Source organism: Pontiella desulfatans (genome assembly GCF_900890425.1).
GTDB classification, from domain to species: Bacteria; Verrucomicrobiota; Kiritimatiellia; order Kiritimatiellales; family Pontiellaceae; genus Pontiella; species Pontiella desulfatans.
This window is the reverse complement of record NZ_CAAHFG010000001.1, coordinates 3,957,986-3,977,153: the sequence shown is the minus strand read 5'-3', so window position 1 is coordinate 3,977,153 and position 19,168 is coordinate 3,957,986. Positions and strand designations below refer to the sequence as shown.

At 59.7% G+C, this 19,168-nt stretch carries 20 protein-coding genes; 12 read left to right on the top strand and 8 right to left on the bottom strand.

Annotated features, from left to right (window positions below; translation table 11 throughout):
• Positions 1-19 precede the first annotated feature (19 nt).
• Positions 20-1,117 carry a [FeFe] hydrogenase H-cluster radical SAM maturase HydE gene (hydE, locus tag E9954_RS14005; RefSeq protein WP_136079772.1) on the top strand — a complete coding sequence of 366 codons (1,098 nt, stop codon included), beginning with the start codon at positions 20-22 and terminating at the stop codon, positions 1,115-1,117.
• A gap of 9 nt (positions 1,118-1,126) precedes the next feature.
• Here the strand turns inward: hydE and E9954_RS14000 are convergent, their stop codons facing one another.
• On the bottom strand, positions 1,127-1,477 hold the full coding sequence (locus E9954_RS14000; RefSeq protein WP_136079771.1) for a hypothetical protein: 351 nt from the start codon (positions 1,475-1,477) through the stop codon (positions 1,127-1,129).
• A gap of 154 nt (positions 1,478-1,631) precedes the next feature.
• On the opposite strand from E9954_RS14000, the gene E9954_RS13995 reads away from it, so the two are divergent.
• The gene (locus E9954_RS13995) at positions 1,632-2,792 is read left to right on the top strand and encodes a DNA recombination protein RmuC (protein WP_136079770.1); all 1,161 of its coding nucleotides are present in this window, start codon (positions 1,632-1,634) and stop codon (positions 2,790-2,792) included.
• A 66-nt stretch (positions 2,793-2,858) separates the two neighbouring features.
• Here the strand turns inward: E9954_RS13995 and nqrF are convergent, their stop codons facing one another.
• The 7 genes from nqrF to E9954_RS13960 all read right to left on the bottom strand — a co-directional run bounded on the left by nqrF (position 2,859) and on the right by E9954_RS13960 (position 9,705).
• The gene (nqrF, locus tag E9954_RS13990; RefSeq protein WP_136079769.1) at positions 2,859-4,091 is read right to left on the bottom strand and encodes an NADH:ubiquinone reductase (Na(+)-transporting) subunit F; all 1,233 of its coding nucleotides are present in this window, start codon (positions 4,089-4,091) and stop codon (positions 2,859-2,861) included.
• A gap of 39 nt (positions 4,092-4,130) precedes the next feature.
• Positions 4,131-4,742, bottom strand: a complete 612-nt coding sequence (nqrE, locus tag E9954_RS13985) for an NADH:ubiquinone reductase (Na(+)-transporting) subunit E (protein ID WP_136079768.1) — start codon at positions 4,740-4,742, stop codon at positions 4,131-4,133.
• A gap of 4 nt (positions 4,743-4,746) precedes the next feature.
• Positions 4,747-5,349, bottom strand: a complete 603-nt coding sequence (locus E9954_RS13980; RefSeq protein WP_136079767.1) for an NADH:ubiquinone reductase (Na(+)-transporting) subunit D — start codon at positions 5,347-5,349, stop codon at positions 4,747-4,749.
• Positions 5,350-5,351: 2 nt separating this feature from the next.
• Complete coding sequence (locus E9954_RS13975) at positions 5,352-5,978, bottom strand: FMN-binding protein (protein ID WP_136079766.1); 627 nt, start codon at positions 5,976-5,978, stop codon at positions 5,352-5,354.
• Positions 5,971-7,203 carry an NADH:ubiquinone reductase (Na(+)-transporting) subunit B gene (locus tag E9954_RS13970; protein ID WP_136079765.1) on the bottom strand — a complete coding sequence of 411 codons (1,233 nt, stop codon included), beginning with the start codon at positions 7,201-7,203 and terminating at the stop codon, positions 5,971-5,973. The genes E9954_RS13975 and E9954_RS13970 overlap by 8 nt, the downstream gene beginning before the upstream one ends.
• On the bottom strand, positions 7,203-8,561 hold the full coding sequence (locus E9954_RS13965) for a Na(+)-translocating NADH-quinone reductase subunit A (protein WP_168442251.1): 1,359 nt from the start codon (positions 8,559-8,561) through the stop codon (positions 7,203-7,205). Before E9954_RS13965 ends, E9954_RS13970 begins: the two co-directional genes overlap by 1 nt.
• A 277-nt stretch (positions 8,562-8,838) precedes the next feature.
• Complete coding sequence (locus E9954_RS13960; protein ID WP_136079763.1) at positions 8,839-9,705, bottom strand: polyprenyl synthetase family protein; 867 nt, start codon at positions 9,703-9,705, stop codon at positions 8,839-8,841.
• 87 nt (positions 9,706-9,792) lie between these two features.
• Here E9954_RS13960 and E9954_RS13955 point away from each other — a divergent pair, with 87 nt between their 5' ends.
• The 10 genes from E9954_RS13955 (at position 9,793) to E9954_RS13915 (ending at position 19,147) form a co-directional block, all read left to right on the top strand.
• Positions 9,793-10,839 (top strand): KamA family radical SAM protein, encoded by a 1,047-nt coding sequence (locus E9954_RS13955; protein WP_168442250.1) that lies wholly within the window; start codon positions 9,793-9,795, stop codon positions 10,837-10,839.
• Between the two features lie 77 nt (positions 10,840-10,916).
• Positions 10,917-12,290, top strand: a complete 1,374-nt coding sequence (locus E9954_RS13950; RefSeq protein WP_136079761.1) for an alkaline phosphatase — start codon at positions 10,917-10,919, stop codon at positions 12,288-12,290.
• Between the two features lie 14 nt (positions 12,291-12,304).
• Positions 12,305-13,897: a sialate O-acetylesterase gene (locus E9954_RS13945; RefSeq protein ID WP_136079760.1), complete on the top strand. Its 1,593-nt coding sequence runs from the start codon at positions 12,305-12,307 to the stop codon at positions 13,895-13,897.
• A 108-nt stretch (positions 13,898-14,005) separates the two neighbouring features.
• A complete protein-coding gene (gene gspG, locus E9954_RS13940) occupies positions 14,006-14,461 on the top strand; it encodes a type II secretion system major pseudopilin GspG (RefSeq protein WP_136079759.1) in 456 nt (151 codons plus the stop codon).
• Between the two features lie 105 nt (positions 14,462-14,566).
• Entirely contained in the window at positions 14,567-15,094 is a 528-nt protein-coding gene (locus tag E9954_RS13935; RefSeq protein WP_168442249.1) for a pilus assembly FimT family protein, read from the top strand.
• The gene (locus tag E9954_RS13930) at positions 15,091-15,597 is read left to right on the top strand and encodes a prepilin-type N-terminal cleavage/methylation domain-containing protein (RefSeq protein ID WP_136079757.1); all 507 of its coding nucleotides are present in this window, start codon (positions 15,091-15,093) and stop codon (positions 15,595-15,597) included. Before E9954_RS13935 ends, E9954_RS13930 begins: the two co-directional genes overlap by 4 nt.
• Positions 15,597-16,235, top strand: a complete 639-nt coding sequence (locus E9954_RS32495; RefSeq protein WP_168442248.1) for a PulJ/GspJ family protein — start codon at positions 15,597-15,599, stop codon at positions 16,233-16,235. The genes E9954_RS13930 and E9954_RS32495 overlap by 1 nt, the downstream gene beginning before the upstream one ends.
• The gene (locus E9954_RS13925; protein WP_168442247.1) at positions 16,210-17,331 is read left to right on the top strand and encodes a type II secretion system minor pseudopilin; all 1,122 of its coding nucleotides are present in this window, start codon (positions 16,210-16,212) and stop codon (positions 17,329-17,331) included. Before E9954_RS32495 ends, E9954_RS13925 begins: the two co-directional genes overlap by 26 nt.
• Positions 17,328-18,593, top strand: coding sequence for a PilN domain-containing protein (locus E9954_RS13920; RefSeq protein ID WP_136079755.1), 1,266 nt, complete (start codon positions 17,328-17,330; stop codon positions 18,591-18,593). The genes E9954_RS13925 and E9954_RS13920 overlap by 4 nt, the downstream gene beginning before the upstream one ends.
• Complete coding sequence (locus E9954_RS13915) at positions 18,590-19,147, top strand: hypothetical protein (protein WP_136079754.1); 558 nt, start codon at positions 18,590-18,592, stop codon at positions 19,145-19,147. The genes E9954_RS13920 and E9954_RS13915 overlap by 4 nt, the downstream gene beginning before the upstream one ends.
• Positions 19,148-19,168 lie beyond the last annotated feature (21 nt).

The following is a 19,168-nucleotide window of genomic DNA, read 5'->3' as shown; positions in this document are numbered from 1 at the left end:
GGAGGAAAAGGTGAGTAAAATGGTTTTGAATATATTGGAGAAGGCGAAGCGGAAAGAAAATCTTTGCGTGGAGGAAATCGAGGCGCTGCTGACAATCTCCGACCCGGACGAGCTGCAGGCGCTATACGATGCGGCCTACTACATCAAGGAGCAGTATGTCGGGAAGATCGCCTATTTCCGCGGGCTGATCGAGTGCAGCAACCTGTGCATGAAGGATTGCTACTATTGCGGCATCCGCAAAAGCAACAAGAACGTTGAGCGCTTCCTGATGGACGAGGAGGAAATCTTCAAGGAAGCCTTGTGGGCCTACGAAGCGGAATATGGCTCCTGCGTTATCCAGTCCGGCGAGCGCCAGGATACCGCCTACATCGAAATGATCGAGCGGGTCGTGAAGCGGATCCATGAAGCATCCAACCGCGAACTCGGCATTACGCTTTCGCTAGGGGAACAGACGGAAGAGGTTTACCGCCGCTGGCGCAAGGCCGGAGCAAGCCGCTACCTGCTGCGCATCGAAACCACCAATCCGGAACTCTATGCCCGGATTCATCCGGAAGACCATTCGATGGAAACCCGCAAGGAATGCCTGGCCGCATTGCGCCGCACGGGCTACCAGGTTGGAACGGGCGTCATGATGGGATTGCCTGGGCAGACGATGCGCGATCTGGCGAACGACATTCTTTTCCTGAAGGAGATCGATATCGACATGGTCGGAATGGGGCCCTACATCCCGCATTCCGACACGCCGATGGGCGAGGAGGTTCCGCCCTATACCGACGAGCAGAAAAAGGATGCCCTCACGCTGGGCCTAAAGATGATTGCCGTAACCCGCATCGTGCTGAAGGATATCAATATTGCAGCAGCGACGGCGCTGCAGGCGTTGGAATACACGGGCCGTGAGCAAGGCCTCAAATGCGGCGCCAACGTCATTATGCCCAATGTGACCGAAACCGAATTCCGCCCGAAATACCAGCTTTACGACAACAAGCCGTGCACCGATGAAAACTCGTCCATGTGCCGGGGTTGCCTGAGTGGCCGGATCTCGGGGATTGGCGAGGAGGTTGGCTTCAACGAACGCGGCGATTCGCCGCATTTCCATAAGCGGGTAAAGGGGGCGTAGTTGCGCCCTTTATTCCGTCTTTTCCCAAACGATCATGCCGGGTGCGGGCTCCGCTTCCTTCCCGGCTTCCGCCTTCTTGGGTGCGGCCTTGGCCCTTGGTGACTCTCGGGGGTCGAGCAGGTGGCTGATGCCATCGATGGTAATCCCAAGCAGAATGACGATCATTGAATAAAGGAACAGGGTCGAGCTTCCGCCGGGTTCAAGGAACTTGAAGAAGCTGAGCGGGGCGAGGCCCAGAATCAGCGAAAGGCGCGTGAAGGGGAAGCTTCTGGCCATCCGTTGGAGAACGAGCGAAAGAATTCCGCCGACCGCCACTAGGGAAAATACGGCAAAGAGTCCACTCAGGAACTCGCTAATCATACTGTCGCTCAAAGAAATCTGCATCACTCCCTATGACTTCCCGGTCATCTCCCTTGACCGATATGCAAGCTAGCACCTGGCAGTCGACCAATCCAGCCAAAAGCTTTCCAAGGACCAGCGGAATAGGCATAGTAGGGATTCTTTGGAGGATTGCATGCTGACGACGCTGTTACTTGTTGCGGTTCTGGTGGTTTTGGGGGTTGTTTTATTGCTCCAGCTGACCGGGGCCACCCGAATAAACACCCGGATGGACGAATCCTCCCGGCAGGGCGAAGAACGCTTCCTGCGCCTGGAAAACTTTTTCCAAACCTTGGAAAAGGAGCTTCGCGAGGATGTCGAGGGTGTGCGCAGGAAGGTGGACGAATCGTTGGAGCGCAACAACCGCCAGTTGGGCGAGCGCGTCAAGGAGCTGATCGAGACCAACGAACGCCGCCTGGGCGAAATCAGCGGCAAGGTTGAGGAGCGTCTCGATAAGGGTTTCGAAAGAACCACCTCCGTCTTCAGCGATGTGCTCAAGCGGTTGGCCTTGATCGACAAGGCGCAGGAAAAGATTGCGGAGCTTTCCGGCAACGTGGTTTCGCTGCAGGAAGTACTTTCCGACAAGCGCTCGCGCGGGGCCTTTGGCGAGGTGCAGCTGAATGCGCTCATCTCCAACATCATGCCGGAAAACAGCTATTCGCTGCAGCATACGTTCGAAAACGGCGTGCGTGCGGACTGTGTGCTTTTCCTTCCCGAACCCACCGGCACCATCTGCATCGACTCCAAGTTTCCACTCGAAAGCTACCAGCGCATGGTCGATTTCGAACTGGGCGATGCCGACCGTAAATCGGCCGAGCAGCAGTTCCGCCAGGATATCAAGAAACACATCCGGGACATCGCCGGCAAATACATCATCCCGGGGGTAACCTCCGATGGCGCCATGATGTTTATTCCGGCGGAGGCCGTCTTTGCCGAAATCCACGGCCACTATCCGGAACTGGTCGAGGAGGCGCAGCGGGCTCGCGTTTGGCTGGCATCGCCGACCACGATGATGGCCGTGCTCACCACCTCCCGCGCCGTGCTCAAGGATGCGGCGACACGCAAGCAGGTGCACATTATCCAGGAGCACCTCGTGGCGCTCTCGAAGGATTTCGAACGGTTCCAGGGTCGCATGGATTCCTTGGCCAACCGCATCCGCATGGCCCACGATGATGTCGACAAGGTCAATGTTTCGGCCCGCAAGATCTCAAACCGTTTTTCTAAGATTGAAAAGGTGGAACTCGAAGGCGAGGAGGATCTCCAGGCGTTGGCGATTGGGGAAGAGCCCGAAGATTAGCCAAGGTCTGCTGCATAAAAAAAAGCCCGGCGGATGCCGGGCAGGTGAATTTCGGTTTGGGGTTGGCTAAATTCCGAAGTCGTCGGCCAGCACCATCTCGGGCTCGACGCCCAGTTCGTGCACCATGTCCTTCACGCATTTGAGCATGATGGGCGGCCCGCAGAGATAATATTCAATCTCGGTCGGGTCTTCGTGCTTGTCGAGGTATTCGTTGAGCACGACGTTGTGGATGAATCCGGTCGGGCCGTCCCAGTTGTCCTCGGGCAGCGGATCGCTGAGGGCGACGTGCAGGGTGAAGTTGGGGAACTGCTTTTCGAGTTCCTTGAATTCATCCATGTAGAACAGTTCGGTTACGGAGCGCCCGCCATACCAGAAGGTAATCTTGCGCTTGGTGCCGATGCGCTTGAGCTGGTCGTAAATGTGCGAGCGCATCGGGGCCATGCCGGCGCCGCCGCCGATGAAGCACATTTCGCGTTCGGTTTCCTGGGCGAAAAATTCACCGTAGGGGCCGGAGATCGTAATCTTGTCGCCCGGCTTCAGGTTGAACACATAGCTCGAACAGACGCCCGGCGGATAGCTGGTGCCCGGCGGCGGGGAAGCAATGCGGATGTTCAGCATGATGATGTCGTCTTCCAGCGGGAAGTTCGCCATGGAATAGGCGCGGAAGCACGACTCGTCGTTGTTGGCCACATATTGCCATTGGTCGAATTTGTCCCAGTCGCCGCGGTACTCCTGTGCGATGTCGAAGTCCTTGTAGGAAAGCCCCTTGTAGGCCGGGACATCGATCTGGATGTAGCCGCCGGCACGGAAGTCGAGCTTTTCGCCCTTGGGTAGCTCAACCACGAGTTCCTTGATGAAGGTGGCCACGTTGTCGTTGGATCGTACGGTGCATTCGTATTTTTTGATGTCGAGGATTTCCGGCTCGATATCCAGCACCATGTCTTCCTTGACCTTCAGCTGACAGGCCAGGCGGACGCCTTCCTTGGCTTCGGCCTTGGTGACCTGTCCGGCTTCGGTCGGCAAAAGCTCACCGCCCCCTTCGAGCACCTTGCATTTGCACATGGCGCAGGTTCCGCCGCCGCCGCAGGCGGAGGGCAGGAAAATCTTTTCGTTGGAGAGGGCGGACAGCAGGGACGATCCCGGCTTGACCTCCAGTTCGCGACTGCCTTCGTTGATGCTCAGCTTGGCGAGTCCCTGCGGAACCAGCTTCTTGGCCGCAACCATCAGCATGATCACCAGTAACATGATGACGAAGCTGAAAACAACGACGCTCGATACAATATAAGTTACGTTATCCATTTTTTCAGTCCCTTGGTAGGGGCGGGATGCATCCCGCCCTTACAGATTGATTCCCGAGAAGCACATGAAGGCCATGGCCATGAGGCCGGTCATGATCATCGTGATGCCAAGCCCCTTGAGGCCGTCCGGCAGGTGCGAGTAGCGCAGCTTCTTGCGGATGGCCGCCATGGCGGCGATGGCCAGCAGCCAGCCCACGCCGGAGGCGAAGCCGAAAACCGCCGATTCCGCGGCGCCGTATTCGCGTTCCACCATGAAGAGCGATCCGCCGAGGATGGCGCAGTTCACCGTGATGAGCGGCAGGAAGATGCCGAGCGCGTGGTAGAGTGCCGGGAAGAATTTATCGAGAATCATCTCAACGAGCTGCACCATGGAGGCGATCGTTGCAATGAAGCAGATAAAGTTCAGGAAGCTCAGGTCCAGATCGGCAAACTTGGGGTTCAGCCACACCAGCGCGCCTTCGCGCAGCAGGAAGTGGTGGATGGCCCAGTTGGCCGGCAGGGTAATCGTTAGAACGAAGATCACGGCGAATCCGAGGCCGATGGCCGTGTCGACCTTCTTCGAACAGGCGAGGAAGGAGCACATGCCCAGGAAGTAGGCCAGCAGAATGTTTTCAACGAAGATCGCTTTGATCGATAGACTTAACAGTTCCATGGTTCTACTCCTCTACGTACTTGCTAACGGTGCGTTGGGCCCAGATCAGCAATCCGAGAATAATGAAGGCGCCCGGGGCGAGCAGCGCGAGTCCGTTGCCCATGAAGTTTTCGGGCATCAGGTTGAATCCCAGCCAGGAGCCGAAACCGAGCACTTCGCGGATCGAGGCCACGGCGATCAGGATGATGCCGTAGCCCAGGCCGTTGCCGAGACCGTCGAGGAGCGACTCCTTCGGCGGGTTCTGCAGGGCGAAGGCTTCCGCGCGTCCCATCACGATACAGTTGGTAATGATCAAGCCAACGAATACCGAAAGCTGTTTGCTGATATCGAACAGGAAGGCTCGCAGCAGCTGGTCGGCGATAATCACGAGCGAAGCGATGACCGCCATTTCAACGATCATGCGGATTCCGCTTGGAATCACGTTCCGCAACATGGAGATCACCACGTTCGAGAGCGTGACCACCGATGTGAGGGCGAGCGTCATGACGATCGCCGTGTCGACCTTGACCGTAACCGCGAGTGCTGAGCAGATGCCGAGTACCTGCACGGTGATCGGATTGTTGTCCGAAAACGGATCCATCAATAGTTTCTTTGCAGCAGAAGCCATGATTAGTTCCCCTTGATTGATTTGAAGTATTCAGCGTAGGCCGCGGCATCCTTCTGGATCAGCGCCTGCACACCCTTGCCCGTTAGCGTTGCCCCCGAGATGCCGTCGACCGACGTGTCGGTGAGCGGCGTGCCGGGCTTGACCACCAGGAACTCCGTGGCGGCACCATCCTTGTAGAGCTTCTTGCCCGCGAACTGCGAGAGGAACCATGCCTTCTCGATTTCCGCGCCCAGGCCGGGGGTTTCCCCGTGCTTGTAGAAGCTGATGCCGGCGATGGTTTCGAGGTCGGCCTCCAGCGAGAGGTAGCCATAGAGCATGCTCCAAAGCCCTTTGCCCGAAATGGGGAAGGCATATTTGGAAGGTTGGTCGGCCCCGTCGTCCGTCCAGGTGAACAGCGCCAGCTCGCCGGCCTTTTCCTCCTGCACGTGTTTTTCGAAGGTGGACTCGATCGTCGGGCGGTCCATCGCACCGATATCGATGCCGAACGCTTTCACGATGTTCCGCTTCACGTCGAATGCCTCGTTGGCCTGCTGTCGGCTCTTGAGCCCGGCGGCGGTGCCGGAGAGCAGCAGGCTGCAGGTCACGCAGACCACGGCTGCGAAAACCAAGGTTCTAGTATCTTCACGCATTGTTCAAAGCCCTCGCATAAGCAGTTCTCTTTTTAATGTGCGACTGCACAACAAAGTGGTCGATCAGCGGTGCCATCACGTTCATGAACAGGATGGCGAGCATGGCGCCCTCGGGATAGGCCGGGTTGGCCACGCGGATCAGCACGGTCAGCGCGCCGATCAGGAAGCCGTAGATCAGCTTGCCGGTGTTCGTGGCCGAGGCCGAAACCGGGTCGGTGGCCATGAAGACGATGCCGAACAGGAAGCCGCCCATCACCAGGTGGTAGACAAACGGAAGGGCCGCGAACGAATTTTCCAGCGGAAGCACATTGAACAGCCAGCCCATCGCCACGCAGCCCACCACGCCGGAGACCATCACGCGCCAGGAGGCGATCCCGGTGGCAATCAGGAAGAGGGCGCCCAGGACAATGGCGACCGCCGAGGTGGAGCCAATGCATCCCGAAATGTTGCCCATCGTCATGTTGAAGAGGGTGAAGCCCGCATCGTTCAGCGCGGCGACCGCATCGGTGCCGGCTTCGGCCGCGGACGCAACGGCCAGCGGAGTGGCCATCGTTACGCCATCGACATTCTCGGCAACCGTTCCGAAGAAGATGTTGTTGTCGAATGCGGTGTGGGCCGTGCCGACCCAAACCTTGTCGCCCGAAATCTGCGCCGGGTAGGCGAAGAAGAGGAACGCGCGCGCGGTCAGCGCCGGGTTCAGGATGTTGTATCCCACCCCGCCGAAGATTTCCTTGCCGATCACGATGCCGAACGAGATGCCGATCGCCACCTGCCACAGCGGAAGGGTGGGGGGAAGCACCAGCGGGAACAGCATGCCCGTAACCAGGAAGCCTTCGTTGATCTCGTGGCGGCGGGTGATCGCGAAGAGCACCTCCCAAAGTCCGCCGACGAGGTAGGAAACGAAGATGATCGGAAGCACCATGGCCGCGCCGCGGACCAGATCGGTCATCAGCGTGGCATCCTCAACCTTGTTGGCAAGGTTGAACTGGTTGCCCGCGTTCCAGATCCCGAACAGGATGCAGGGGATCAGCGCATAGATCACGAAGATCATCAACCGCTTCTGGTCGATCGAGTCGCGAACGTGTGGAGCGCTCGGCGTAACATCCCCGGGCGTCCGGTTAAAGGTGTCGCCGGCTTCCCAGAGCGGGTAGAGCCGCTCGAACTTGCCGCCCTTTTCAAAAAGGGGGCCAATTTTGTTATCCATGAAGTCGAATAAAGCTTTCATTAAATTCCTTCCTCCTCGATCTCCTCAAGCCCGCGCTTGATGATGCCGCAGACATCGGTCTTGTGCGGATCGACAAACGAGGCCAGCGCAAAATCCTCAGGATCCGTTTCCAGGATGCCGAGCTGGACCATCTCGTCGGTATCGTGGGCGAGGCAGGCGCGCATGAGAAAGTCGGTCATGATGTTGAGCGGTTGGTGTTTGTCCATCCACCCGGTCACGACCATCGCGCGCTTGCTGCCATGCATGCTGGTGCCCAGTTTCCACTCGTGGGCGAAGCCCATGACCGACGACAGGTTGACGCGATGCGAGCTGTATTGGAACAGCCCGGGCATCGTCCAGCCCATCAGGTGGCGGGAGCGGTCTTCCTCGAGGGCGAACAGTTCGGAGCCATAGTAGGGCACGCAGGTGTCGGCCTGGACCTTTTCTCCCCAGAGAATGTTTCCGTTGATGATGCGGACTTCTTCGCCCTCGAGGGTCTTTTCAAGCAACGGCTGGAGGCTGGCGCCAAGCTGCACCTTGTAATACTGGCGGAACTCCTCCTTGACCGCGGGGCCCGCAAGGGCGATCACCTTGGTTTTCGGAAGCTCGCCGGTGGTGAGCAGCTTGCCGATCAGAATCACGTCCTGTGCCGCCAGGGTATAAACCGTGTCGTGCGGCAGGATGGGGCTGATGCGGTTGATGTGAACGCTGGTGTTGCCCGACGGATGCTTGCCGGCAAAGGTGTGGCTTTCCGCATGCTGGAAATCCGGAATATCCGAACCCGCCGATTTGCACAGGTGCACCTTGCCTTCGGTGAGTCGGGCCAGTGCGTTGATGCCGGTCTGGAAGGCGTCTTCGTCGCCTTTCAACACCACGCTGAAGTCCGCCTGGAAGGGGGCGGAATTGGCGGCGTTGATGAAGACGGCCTTCGGGGCCGTGTCCGGATCGGCGATCTTGCTGAACGGGCGCTGCTTGATCAGCGGCCAGAGCCCGGCATTCAGCAGATGGTCGGCCATCTGTTCGCGGGAGAGCTGGCCAACGGAATCCTGGGTGTAGGTTTCGAAGGTGACGTTCTCGGTGCTTTGCAGATCGCGGTCGATCAGGATCTCGACCGGGAAGCGGCGCGCGCCCAGGTTGACGGCCCGGATGGTGCCGCTGCACGGGGAACGGAAGACCATCTTCTCGTTCTTCTTGTTTTCGAACAACACGTCGCCGCGCTTCACGGTGTCGCCTGCCTTAACCAAAAGGCGGGGCTTCAGCCCTTCGAACTCGGAAGGGTAGACCGCGAAAAGCTGCTGGCTCGCATATTCCTCAACGGTGGTTTTCGGTCGGCCGATCACCTTCACGTCGAAGCCTTTTTTTATTTTGAAGTTAGCCACTCTGTTTTCACTCCTCGATTTCTTGTACAAAACCCACTCTTTTCAGTTCATTGAAAAGCCCGTGATCCTATTCGTTTCAAGTTAGCTTGTCTTGTAGCAAATGGTCTCGAATTTGTACAATTTCATCACTCGTTTGTGCAGTACGCATCGTTCATGGAGAGCTTTGGACTGCTTAATGGGTATCTCTATACCGATTCATTTCCATCGTTAAAAGCAGAAATTGTTATAAAGTAGCTCATGTATGCTTTTTTCGCTTAAAACCGATTCCTTGAACCGCTTAGCTAGCGGCAAGATGTTTACTAAGCACGGGTTTCATTGTCACGTTTAAAAACGTATCCCAGGCTCCCTGTATTTCCGGCCAGGCCGCGAGCTGGGCGGAAGAGGCATCCAGCAGCGCATGGATATAGTCGACCGGGTCGGCCGGCGCATGTTCCGTGGCGGTGATGGCCGTTGTTTTTCCGCGATCGTGGTCGGTGCCCAGGGTCTTGCCGGAAACCGCTTCGTTTCCGGAGGCGTCCAGCACATCGTCCGCCAGCTGGTAGGCTGTTCCCAGAATAAAGCCCGCCTCGCGCAAGGCTTCCACTTGGCCGGGATCGTCCCGTCCGCCGGCCACGGCCGCAAAGGCGAAGAGCGATCCGGTTTTATAGCGGGCCACCCGCTCGCAATTCCCCCAGGTGCCCGGTGAACCGCGCAGGATCAATTCCTGCTCGACTTCCGAGCGGCAAACCTCGCCCGTGCGGTCGATCAGCTCCTGCAGCAAATCCGCGCGCCCCACCGTGGTCAGCAACGACAGCGCCTTGAACATGAGCAGGTCGCCGAAAAGAATCGCTCCGTTCACCCCGTATTTTTTCCAGAAGGTCGGCGCGCCCCGGCGCAGGATGCCGCCGTCGATCACATCGTCGTGCAAAAGACTTGCGCCATGGATAATGTCTATGGCCGCCGCCGCGTTCACCATGACCCGCTCTTCGATCGCGTTGGCATTGCCCAAGGCGAGCGTCAACCGGGAGCGCAGCATTTTTCCATTGCCAATGAGGCTCTTCTTCGCGGGGAGGAGTTTTGAAATGCTGGTATCATTCAGGCAATCGGCCATCACCTGCTTAACGAGCCTTAATTGCTTCTCAATCTGTTTTTCTTCCGTAGACATCCGCGTATAATGCCGACCAATATTCTCATGTCAATCGTCGGCAACCATGAAAGGGTGCCCGACGTATTTTTTTGGATTCGGCCATATATGAACATGCACGATTGGAAATGGCAGATTGCCAACCGCATCTCGACCCGTGGGCAGCTTGAAGAAGTCGTCGAGCTGACCGATGCCGAGCGCGCCGCCTTCGAGGGCGATGTTCCGCTCGCCTTCGCCATTACCCCGCACTATGCGTCCTTGCTGGGGAGCGATGCCCTGCGCCGGACGGTGGTTCCGACCGCGGCCGAAAACCAGGTTGGCACCGGCGAGCTGGCCGACCCCCTGGGCGAGGAGGGCCACCGCGCCACGCCGCACCTGATCCACACCTATGCCGACAAGGTGCTTTTTCTCGTCACGACCTTTTGCTCCACCTATTGCCGCTACTGCACCCGCTCCCGCATGGTCGGGAAGCCGCAGAAGGTAGCCGCGTCCACCTTCGGGCAGACCTTTGAATACATCGAATCCCATCCCGAAATCCGCGATGTGCTCATCTCCGGCGGCGACCCGCTGACCCTGACCGACTCCGTGCTCGACGACTTGCTTGGCCGGCTCCGGGGCATCCCGCATGTGCGCACGGTGCGCATCGGCTCCAAGGTACCGGTGGTGCTGCCCATGCGCATTACCGATGAACTTTGCGCCATTCTTCAAAAACACCGCGTTTGGTTGAGCCTGCACTTCATCCATGCCGACGAGCTTTCGCCCGAAACACAGGCCGCCTGCCGGCGCCTGTCCGGCCACGGCATCGGGATGGTCAGCCAGACCGTTTTGCTCAAAGGCATCAACGACGACGCCCGAACGCTGATCGACCTTTTCTACGGCCTCCTGGAAATCAACGTCAAACCCTACTACCTGTTGCAGTGCGATCCCGTCCGCGGCTCGGAACACTTCCGCACATCGGTGGCGAGGGGGATCGAGCTCATCCAATCGCTGCACGGGAGCATTTCCGGCCTCGCCGTTCCGCAATATGTCATCGATGCCCCCGGCGGAGGCGGCAAGGTGCCGATCCTTTCGCACGACCAGATTCGTCGCGTTGGGAACCGCATCGTTTTCCAGAACCACGAGGGCCGGGAATATGCCTACCCCGATCCAGGATAAGGGCTATTTTTGTGGCGATTCGTCGTCAAGGTTGGGCGCTAGGCAGCGTTCATTGGTTTTAACTAGGAGCGGGATTCATGAATCGTAGGTTTTTCATCGGTGCTTTGGGCGCGGCGACCACATCGCTGTGCATGGGGGGCGGCCAGCCCGGCAAACCCAGGTATGTTTTCTTAATGATTGGCGATGGCATGGGCGTTGCCCAGCGCGAGGTTGCCGAACGCTATGCCCGGATGAAATATCCGGCGCGAAAGGGGGGGCTGGCGATGAACCAGCTTCCGGTCAAGGCGCTCACCACGACGAGCGAAATCGAGGGCAAGGTGACCGATTCGGCCGCGGCCGGAACGGCGCTGGCCTGCGGTGCAAAGACCGTCAATGGCGCATTGGGCGTCGGTGCCGACTTAACCACGCCGCTCCGTTCCGTGGCCTTCGACGCCAAGGATGCCGGCATGAAGGTCGGTATTGTGACGTCGGTTCCGATCGACCACGCCACGCCGGCCGCGTTCTATGCCCAGGTGCCCAAGCGCTCCATGTATTACGAGATCGGTGAATTCCTGGTGAAGTCGGAGTTCGACTATTTTGCGGGCGAGACCATGTTGGGGCGGAAGAAGGCCAAGGACAAGGTTCCGCAGGATACCCTGGTGAAGGACGCGGGATACACCCATGTGCGCGACCGTGCCGGGTTCGACCGGCTGAAAAAGGGTGCCGTCAAGGTTTTGGTCGAGCACGATCTGGGCTATGCCATTGAGGGGAAGCCGTCCATCTCGTTGGCCGACTACACCCGCAAGGGGATCGAGCTGATGATGGGCGATGCCGGATTCTTCATGATGGTCGAAGGCGGAAAGATCGACTGGAGCGGGCACGCCAACGATCTCGCCACCAATATCCACGAAACCCTCGCTTTCGACGAAGCGGTCGCCGTGGTCTTGGAATTCTGCAAAAAGCATCCGGCGGAATCGGTGCTCGTCGTCACGGCCGACCATGAGACCGGTGGGCTTGAGCTGGCGGGGAACGCCCCGAAAAAGATGGTTGCTGCGCTTGATCGGCAGGAATACCAGTCGGCGCATTACGACACCCAGGTGAAGCAATGGAAAAAGGGCGGGGCGGTTGCGCCGGAGGTGGCCTTTGATCGCCTGGTGGATGCATTTGGGTTTGCACCCCTGGAGAACGATGCCCGGACGCGGCTGAAGGATGCGGTCGCTGCAAGCCTGGCCGACGATGCAACCGATGAACGTAGCCTTGAAATCCAGAAAATGTATGGAAAAAAGAACGCCGCAGTGGTGAGCTGCCTGCATGAGCTGGCCGATCGTGCCGGTGCGAAGTGGACGAGTTTTGGCCACACCGACACGCGGGTGTCCACCACGGCCGTGGGCCGCTGGGCGGATCGGTTCGCCGGCGAAAACGACAATACGGATATTGGGAAGCATCTTAGGGAATTGATTACGAAAGGCTAGGTAGGGGAATTGCGATGAATAAATATGGATTGTTTGCGGTGGGTTGTTTGGTGGTGTCGGCTTCGATGGCGGATGTTCGTCTAGGGGCGTTGTTTTCGGATGGAATGGTGATCCAGCGTGAGACGCTGGCCTCGATGTGGGGCTGGGCGGAACCGGGCGAAAAGGTGCAGGTCTCGGCGTCGTGGGGCGCGAAGGCCGCAACCACCACCGGCACCGATGGGTCGTGGCAGGTCGTGCTCAAGACACCGGAAGCCGGAACCGGGCTCTCCATCACGGTCGTGGGCAACAACACGGTCGAGATCAAGGATGTGGCATCGGGCGAAGTGTGGTTTTGCGGCGGGCAGTCGAACATGGATTTCACCATGCAGCAGATTGCCGGCAATGCCAGGGAGCCTCAATACCAGCCGGTTTCCGACTATGTGAAAAACGAGATTGCCACCGCCAACGATCCGCTGCTCAGGCATATCGAGGTGCCCCACAAAACATCGGCCCACGAAAAGCTGTACGATTTCGAAGGTTCGTGGAAACCGGTTGCCCCGGCCAACACGCCGGCCATCACCGCGACGGGCTATTTCTTTGGCCGGGAGCTGCGCAAGCATTTGAAGGAGGTGCCGATTGGGCTGCTGGAGTGTTCCTGGGGCGGCACCCGCGTTGAACCTTGGATTTCCAAGGCGACCTACATGGCCGATCCGGAGCTTGCCGAATATTATCAGGGCGAAATGGTCGAGTTGAAAAAGCAGTCCTCGGCCTGGAGTCCGGAAAAGGCGGCCGAAAAGCATCAGGCCGCCTTGGCCAAGTGGGAGGCCGGTGGAAAGAAGGGGCGCAAGCCGCAGCGGCAGGCTGATCCGGCCATGGGCAACAAGTGGCCATCCACCCTGCACAACGGCATGGTTTCCGCGGTGGTGCCCTACGCCATCAAAGGCGCCATCTGGTACCAGGGCGAATCCAATGCCGGCTACATGAAAGAATCCTACGAAAACCATTTCAGCACGCTTATTCGTGGCTGGCGCCAGGAGTGGGGCCGGGGCGACTTCCCGTTCTACTGGGTGCAGCTCGCCGCCTTCAAGGCCCCGAACGCCGAACCGCTGGAAAGCGACGACTGGGCCAGCATCTGCGACCAGCAGCGCCGCTGCCTCAAGCTTCCGAACACAGGCATGGCCGTCATAACCGACATCGGCGAAGCCAAGGATATCCATCCGCGCAACAAGGTGGATGTGGGCAAGCGCCTCGCCTTTTGGGCGCTGGCGAACGATTACAACATCAAGCTTCCCGTCCATAGCGGCCCGCTCTACCAAAGCCACGAAGTGGTTGGCGGCAAGGTGGTGGTCAAGTTCAGCCAGGTCGGCTCCGGCCTGATGGTGGGCCACAAGAACCTGCTCGACGATACCCTGGCGGTGGATGAAGCCCTGAAGCGCTTCCAGATTTGCGGCGAGGATCGCGCATGGAAATGGGCCGACGCCAAAATCGTCTCCAAGGACACCATCGAGGTTTCCCATGGCGAGATTCCGCATCCGGCGGTGGTTCGCTATGCCTGGTCGGCCAACCCGGAAGGCGCCAACCTCTACAACAAGGAAGGCCTGCCGGCCTCCCTCTTCACCACCGAATAGGGTTCCCGCCCCGCCTGAAACCGGGCGGGCTTTGTCCAATGAATCCACCGTATTGCGTCCCTTCCCTAAGGGAATCATATCGAAAAAACCATAGGGAAGGACGGATTCATGACGGAACAGGAAAGACTTGAAAAACGAAAGGCCCAGGCGGGCTTCACCCTGCTCGAAATCCTCATTGCCATTGCGCTATTGGCGGCGATCGCCGGCCTGCTGGTAACCAACCTCGACCGTATTCTTGGCGGCGGCCGCGAACAGGTGGCCCGTTTGTTTGTTGAGGAAACCCTCGAAACCCCGCTCACGGCCTACCGCGTGAACATGGGGCGCTACCCTTCCACCGAGGAAGGGCTTGAAGCGCTAGTGAAAAAACCGTCCGACGAAGCCGTTAACTGGCGCGGACCCTATGTGAAGAAGCTCAATCCCGATCCGTGGGGCACGCCCTATCAATACGCCTATCCGGGGGAGCGCAATGCATCGGGCTTCGACCTCTGGTCGCTTGGGCCGGATGGCATCGAGAGCGAAGACGACATCGGCAACTGGGTGGCCGGTTCCGGTGAAGAACTCTGATTAATGAAGAATTAAGAATCCGGATTGAAGAATGAATTGCCTGTGGGGAGGGGAGACCGTTCTTAATTCTTAGATCTTCCTTCTTAATTCCGTTGGATGAACCTAATGCATCGGTCTCATAAAACGGGTTTTACGGTCGTCGAGGTGTTTCTTGTGATCACCTTGCTGGCCATTGTTGCCGCCCTGATGGTGGTGCCGGTGCAGCGGCTGGTGGAGGCCATGCACGTACGGCCCTTGGGCGAAGTGTTGCTTTCGACCGTGCGCAAGGCCCACATGGAAGCGCGGCAGCGCAACGAAACGGTGTTCATGAGCTATTATGGGGAAAGCAATGTCTTGGAGCTGAGCACCAGCGATGGCACGTTCCTCGGGCAGGTGGTATTGGCGCCGCAAGCGGATGGGGATGGGCAGGAAGCCCTGTTGGAATTCTACCGGCTGGTTCCCGAAGACCCGGAAGCCGACGCCAACGCCTATGAACCCGAAGAGGAGCCGGTCGATTCAATCGCATTCCACCCGAGCGGGGCCTCGACCCCCTTTTCCGTTGGCTTGCTCGATAGCAAGGATTCGGTGCGCCTGGTCATGGATCCGTTTTCCAGCGAGCCGGTCCTGCGCGAAGACGAAGGCGGTGAATCATGAGGCGCGCCGGATTCACCCTGCCCGAAACCGTGGTGGCCATGAGTTTGTTCGCCGCCGCGGCCGCTGCGCTCTGCCAGGCGGCCATCAACGCGCGCCATGGCTTGTTGCGGCTGGAGCGCAAGGATGCCGCCCACCTGCGGATCGAATGGTTGCGCGACGATATTCTTTCCATCACCGACCGGGCAACGCTGGAAGAGGGCGGCGAAATGGTGTTCCCCCAGCACATTCGGAAAAACCCGAAGGAAGACGAGGAGGGGGACGGGGACGCGAAGGACGATGTCCGCGCGCAATGGGAAGTCGAGATCTTCCCGACGCCGTTGTTGGACGTGCACCAGCTGGTGATTACGCTCAGCGTGGAGCAGGGCGAGGAAATGAAGGAACCGCAGGTGGCTTCCTACTATGTCTACCGCCCCGGTTGGTATGAGGAAGAGGACGGGCGCGGCAGCCTCATGACCGACAAGCAGGATGCCTGGGACCGCGAGCAAATGGGCAAGGGGCTTTGATGGGAAAGCGGACTCCAAAGGCCGGTTTGACGTTCCTGGAGCTCTTGCTGGCGGTTGCCGTTTCCGGGCTGATCCTGACGGCCGCCGCGCAGCTCATGTTCACGTTTGCCCACTTTTGGCAACAGTCCGAAAAGGAACCGCGGTTCATCCACCACGTCGATGGCGTTGTTTCGTTCATCCAATATTGCCTCGACCAGTCCGAAAACCTATCCGGCGACAGCATCAGTCCATTCAGTTGGGGGCCGCCACCGGGAGAAACCGCGCCCGCCATCCATTTCCGCCTGGAGAGCGCCACCCCCTTTTTCGTGACCGGGATCCTCCCGTCGCCACAGGTCGATGGCTGGCTTGTTTTCGATGGCGACAAGGGGCTTTCCATGCTCTGGCATGTTCCCCGCAAGCTGACCAAGGGCAAGCTGGAACTGCATCAGTCGCCGGTGTCGCCCTGGGTGGAGGATTTTGAACTGGGCTATTTCGATGCGGAGAAAAACGTGTGGGAATACGAATCCTACGCCGAGGAAGGCGAAGGCGAAAAACGCGCCGAGCCACAGGCGCTTCGCATCCTATTCAACCAAAACGGACGTAGGCAGGTGCGGCATATCCGTATGCGCCGCCATGATCGCCATGTGCTTGTATATTGAACAGAAACAGGATGCTGAAGCGCGGAACCCGGACCGGAAGCACGGCGCGGTGCTGCTGATTGTGCTCGGGGTGATCCTGCTCGCCAGCTGGATGCTGGTGCAGATTATCGGGCGCGTCACCGAGGAGGTCGCCCTGCGCGGGGTCGACGATCAAAACGATGCCATCCGGGCCGCCGCGTTCCAATCCTTGGAAATCACGATCGGGGTGCTGGCCGAAATCCAGCTGCTCGACGGCGGGCTGTACAGTCCGGCGCAAGGGTGGGCCAGCCCCTTGGGATATGCCGGCTTCCCGATGGCCGCCGTTTCGAACGAGCTGGCCCTGGGCAGCGGCGGGGAATCCGAAATCCGGGGCGTGGATGAAATGGCGGAATTCGCCTTCCCGCCCGGCATCGAGGTCGATGTCGAGATTCGCGATGAATCCGGCCGCCTCCCGCTGAACCAAACCTCCGGGGAGCGCTGGAAGCTGTTGTTCGAGGAGATGGAGATCCAGCCGGCCGACGCCGCCACCCTGGCCGACTGCCTGCTGGATTGGATCGACCGCGACAACGAAACCCGGCTCAACGGTGCGGAGGCGGGCGTCTACCAGCGGCGCGATCCCGCCTACCTGCCGGCCAATGCCCCGATCGAGGATTTGCTGGAGCTGCGGCTGGTGGAAGGGTTCGACCGGCTCTTTTTCGATGAACACGGGGTTCCGAACGATCTGTTCCGGACGTTCCGCAACTGCGTCTCCATGATGGAAGCCGGCAAGGTGAACCTGAACACCGTTCATCCGCTGGTGCTCGAAGTGCTGGCCGAAGAGCTGGATTTCGAGGCGCAGCGCGTGGCCGACTTCGTGAGGGGCGTCGACCTCGAAGCCGGAACCTCCGACGACCTGGTGCTGCGCCCGGGCCTCGACGATCCCGATGTACCGACGGACAACGATGGCGAACCGCTCGACTTCAGCGCCACCTGCCGCTACCTCACCGTGCACATCGCCTCGCGCTCCGCCGGAACCGTTTTCAACCTGTCGGCGCGGCTCGATACGGAAACCCCCTCCGGGGAACAGATCTATCCCATGACCATCCTTGACCTGCAGACGAAAGGGTCGACCCTGTGACCGAAAAAAACATAACCGAAGAACCCGCCGTGAACCGCACGGGGAAAAGGAAGAAGGCGCGGACCGCTCCGCCACTGCCCCCCGATCCGGTGCGCCTGGTTGCATCCGCCCGCTTCTACGCCGAATCCATCATGGTTCCGCCGGGCATCTCATCGCGCGACAAGTCCGGCTTCCTGGAAGGCGAGGTGGAGGAGCTTTCCCTCTTTCCGCTGGAATCGACCTCGTGGGGCTATATGGAAAACCCGCGCAAGCTCTCCGGGGCGCAGGTGCTGCTCTATGCCGCGTTTCGCGAGCATGTGAACGGGGCAACCGATCCCGACCATGCGCGCCGTTTCGCCGTCTTGCCCGGGTTTGCCGTTTTGCTGGGGCGCCAGTGGCGGAAGCCCACCTGGCTGGTGCTGCTCGAACCCGAATGCGTGACCCTGGTGCGGATGCAGCCCAAGGCCAACCTGCCCGATTTCGTGCGTAGCCGCTACGGAACCCGGCTCGACGAGGATTCCGAAGCCGCCTGGGAACTCCGCGAACGGTTGCTCGACGAGGTGGCCATCGACGAAGACGGCGAGCGGATCGAGGAGGGGCTGGTGCGCGCGGGCCGGCCGGCCATCGATCGCCGCGGCGCGGTGGTCTTTCCGCTGGAGCGCCAGCGCACGCCGCAAGCGGGGTGGAAGCGTTTCGGGTGCGGGAAGCTGGCCTCGGAGGCGGCGCTGCTGGCGGCCGATGTCCGCGACATGCATTTTCTGGCGGACGAGCGCAAGCGCCGCCGCGCCGTTCGCCAGCTGCGCGCCTTCCTGCGGATTGCCGCGGTGGTGCTAGTTTTGTTGGGTGTCTTTCAATATCTCTACCTCAAGCGGGTCGGCGCAACCGAGGCCCTGGCGGCCCAGTCCAAGGCGCAGCGTCCGGCGGTCAAGGCCTTGCAGGAGCAGGAATCCCTGGCCAAGTCGGCGTCCAGGCTGGCCAACCCCCCGTTGGAAATCTTTGAATGGCTCTCCGTGGTGAACGATCCGCGCCCGGACACCCTGTTCTACACCACGGCCTATGCCGATCGCGAAGCCAACCTCGGTTTCAGCGGCGAGGCGCCCAGCGTTGCGGTGGTCAACCAATACCGCGAGGCGCTCGAAAAGACCGGCCGTTTTTCCATGGTCGAGGTCAAGGAGCTCAACAGCGCCAAGCAAGGGGTCAAGTTCACGATCCAGGTGAAGGTCAAGCCCGCCGCCGAGGTGGAGCCGCCCCCTGCCGAACCGCAAGCGGAGGTGGGCGCATGAACCTGGTTAACGCATTGTCGCGCGTCTCCGCACGGGAGCGCACCATGCTGGCGGCGCTGGTGCTGGTGGGCACCTTGATTTGGCTGAGTGCCTTGTGGCGGAACTGGGAGGCCGTATCGGTGAGCCATCGCAAGGTCCGGCACGAGCTGGCCCGGCAGGCCGTTTGGCTGGCCGATGCCGACCGCTTCCAGCGCGAACTCGACGATACGCTGGCACAGCTCGATCCCGCTCGGACCTACGATGCCTCCGAGCTCATTGCGCTGATCGACGAGATGGCGCGCAAGGGCGGGCTCAAACACGATCTTGGAACCCCGGTGACGGTGGAGCAGGAGGTGTTTTTGCAGCATACGCTCAAGGTCAGCATCAAGAATGCCCAGCTGGCCAAGCTGATCGCTTTCGAACGCGGCATCGGCACCAACCATCCCTATGCCGCCATCGAGGATTTCACCATCACCGCCAACAAGGCCGACCCCCGGTTGCTGAATGCCCGCATGACGGTTACCGCATACCAGCTCGCATCCGAAGTCGATGAAATGGAACCCTGGTACGACTAGCTTTTTTTACGAAGGAATAAC

What these genes read in the sequence shown, in the direction of transcription:
- hydE (WP_136079772.1), top strand. Translation starts at nt 20, where the DNA reads ATGGTTTTGAATATATTGGAGAAGGCGAAGCGGAAAGAAAATCTTTGC.
- E9954_RS14000 (WP_136079771.1), bottom strand. Translation starts at nt 1,477, where the DNA reads ATGATTAGCGAGTTCCTGAGTGGACTCTTTGCCGTATTTTCCCTAGTG.
- E9954_RS13995 (WP_136079770.1), top strand. Translation starts at nt 1,632, where the DNA reads ATGCTGACGACGCTGTTACTTGTTGCGGTTCTGGTGGTTTTGGGGGTT.
- nqrF (WP_136079769.1), bottom strand. Translation starts at nt 4,091, where the DNA reads ATGGATAACGTAACTTATATTGTATCGAGCGTCGTTGTTTTCAGCTTC.
- nqrE (WP_136079768.1), bottom strand. Translation starts at nt 4,742, where the DNA reads ATGGAACTGTTAAGTCTATCGATCAAAGCGATCTTCGTTGAAAACATT.
- E9954_RS13980 (WP_136079767.1), bottom strand. Translation starts at nt 5,349, where the DNA reads ATGGCTTCTGCTGCAAAGAAACTATTGATGGATCCGTTTTCGGACAAC.
- E9954_RS13975 (WP_136079766.1), bottom strand. Translation starts at nt 5,978, where the DNA reads ATGCGTGAAGATACTAGAACCTTGGTTTTCGCAGCCGTGGTCTGCGTG.
- E9954_RS13970 (WP_136079765.1), bottom strand. Translation starts at nt 7,203, where the DNA reads ATGAAAGCTTTATTCGACTTCATGGATAACAAAATTGGCCCCCTTTTT.
- E9954_RS13960 (WP_136079763.1), bottom strand. Translation starts at nt 9,705, where the DNA reads ATGTCTACGGAAGAAAAACAGATTGAGAAGCAATTAAGGCTCGTTAAG.
- E9954_RS13955 (WP_168442250.1), top strand. Translation starts at nt 9,793, where the DNA reads ATGAACATGCACGATTGGAAATGGCAGATTGCCAACCGCATCTCGACC.
- E9954_RS13950 (WP_136079761.1), top strand. Translation starts at nt 10,917, where the DNA reads ATGAATCGTAGGTTTTTCATCGGTGCTTTGGGCGCGGCGACCACATCG.
- E9954_RS13945 (WP_136079760.1), top strand. Translation starts at nt 12,305, where the DNA reads ATGAATAAATATGGATTGTTTGCGGTGGGTTGTTTGGTGGTGTCGGCT.
- gspG (WP_136079759.1), top strand. Translation starts at nt 14,006, where the DNA reads ATGACGGAACAGGAAAGACTTGAAAAACGAAAGGCCCAGGCGGGCTTC.
- E9954_RS13935 (WP_168442249.1), top strand. Translation starts at nt 14,567, where the DNA reads ATGCATCGGTCTCATAAAACGGGTTTTACGGTCGTCGAGGTGTTTCTT.
- E9954_RS13930 (WP_136079757.1), top strand. Translation starts at nt 15,091, where the DNA reads ATGAGGCGCGCCGGATTCACCCTGCCCGAAACCGTGGTGGCCATGAGT.
- E9954_RS32495 (WP_168442248.1), top strand. Translation starts at nt 15,597, where the DNA reads ATGGGAAAGCGGACTCCAAAGGCCGGTTTGACGTTCCTGGAGCTCTTG.
- E9954_RS13925 (WP_168442247.1), top strand. Translation starts at nt 16,210, where the DNA reads ATGATCGCCATGTGCTTGTATATTGAACAGAAACAGGATGCTGAAGCG.
- E9954_RS13915 (WP_136079754.1), top strand. Translation starts at nt 18,590, where the DNA reads ATGAACCTGGTTAACGCATTGTCGCGCGTCTCCGCACGGGAGCGCACC.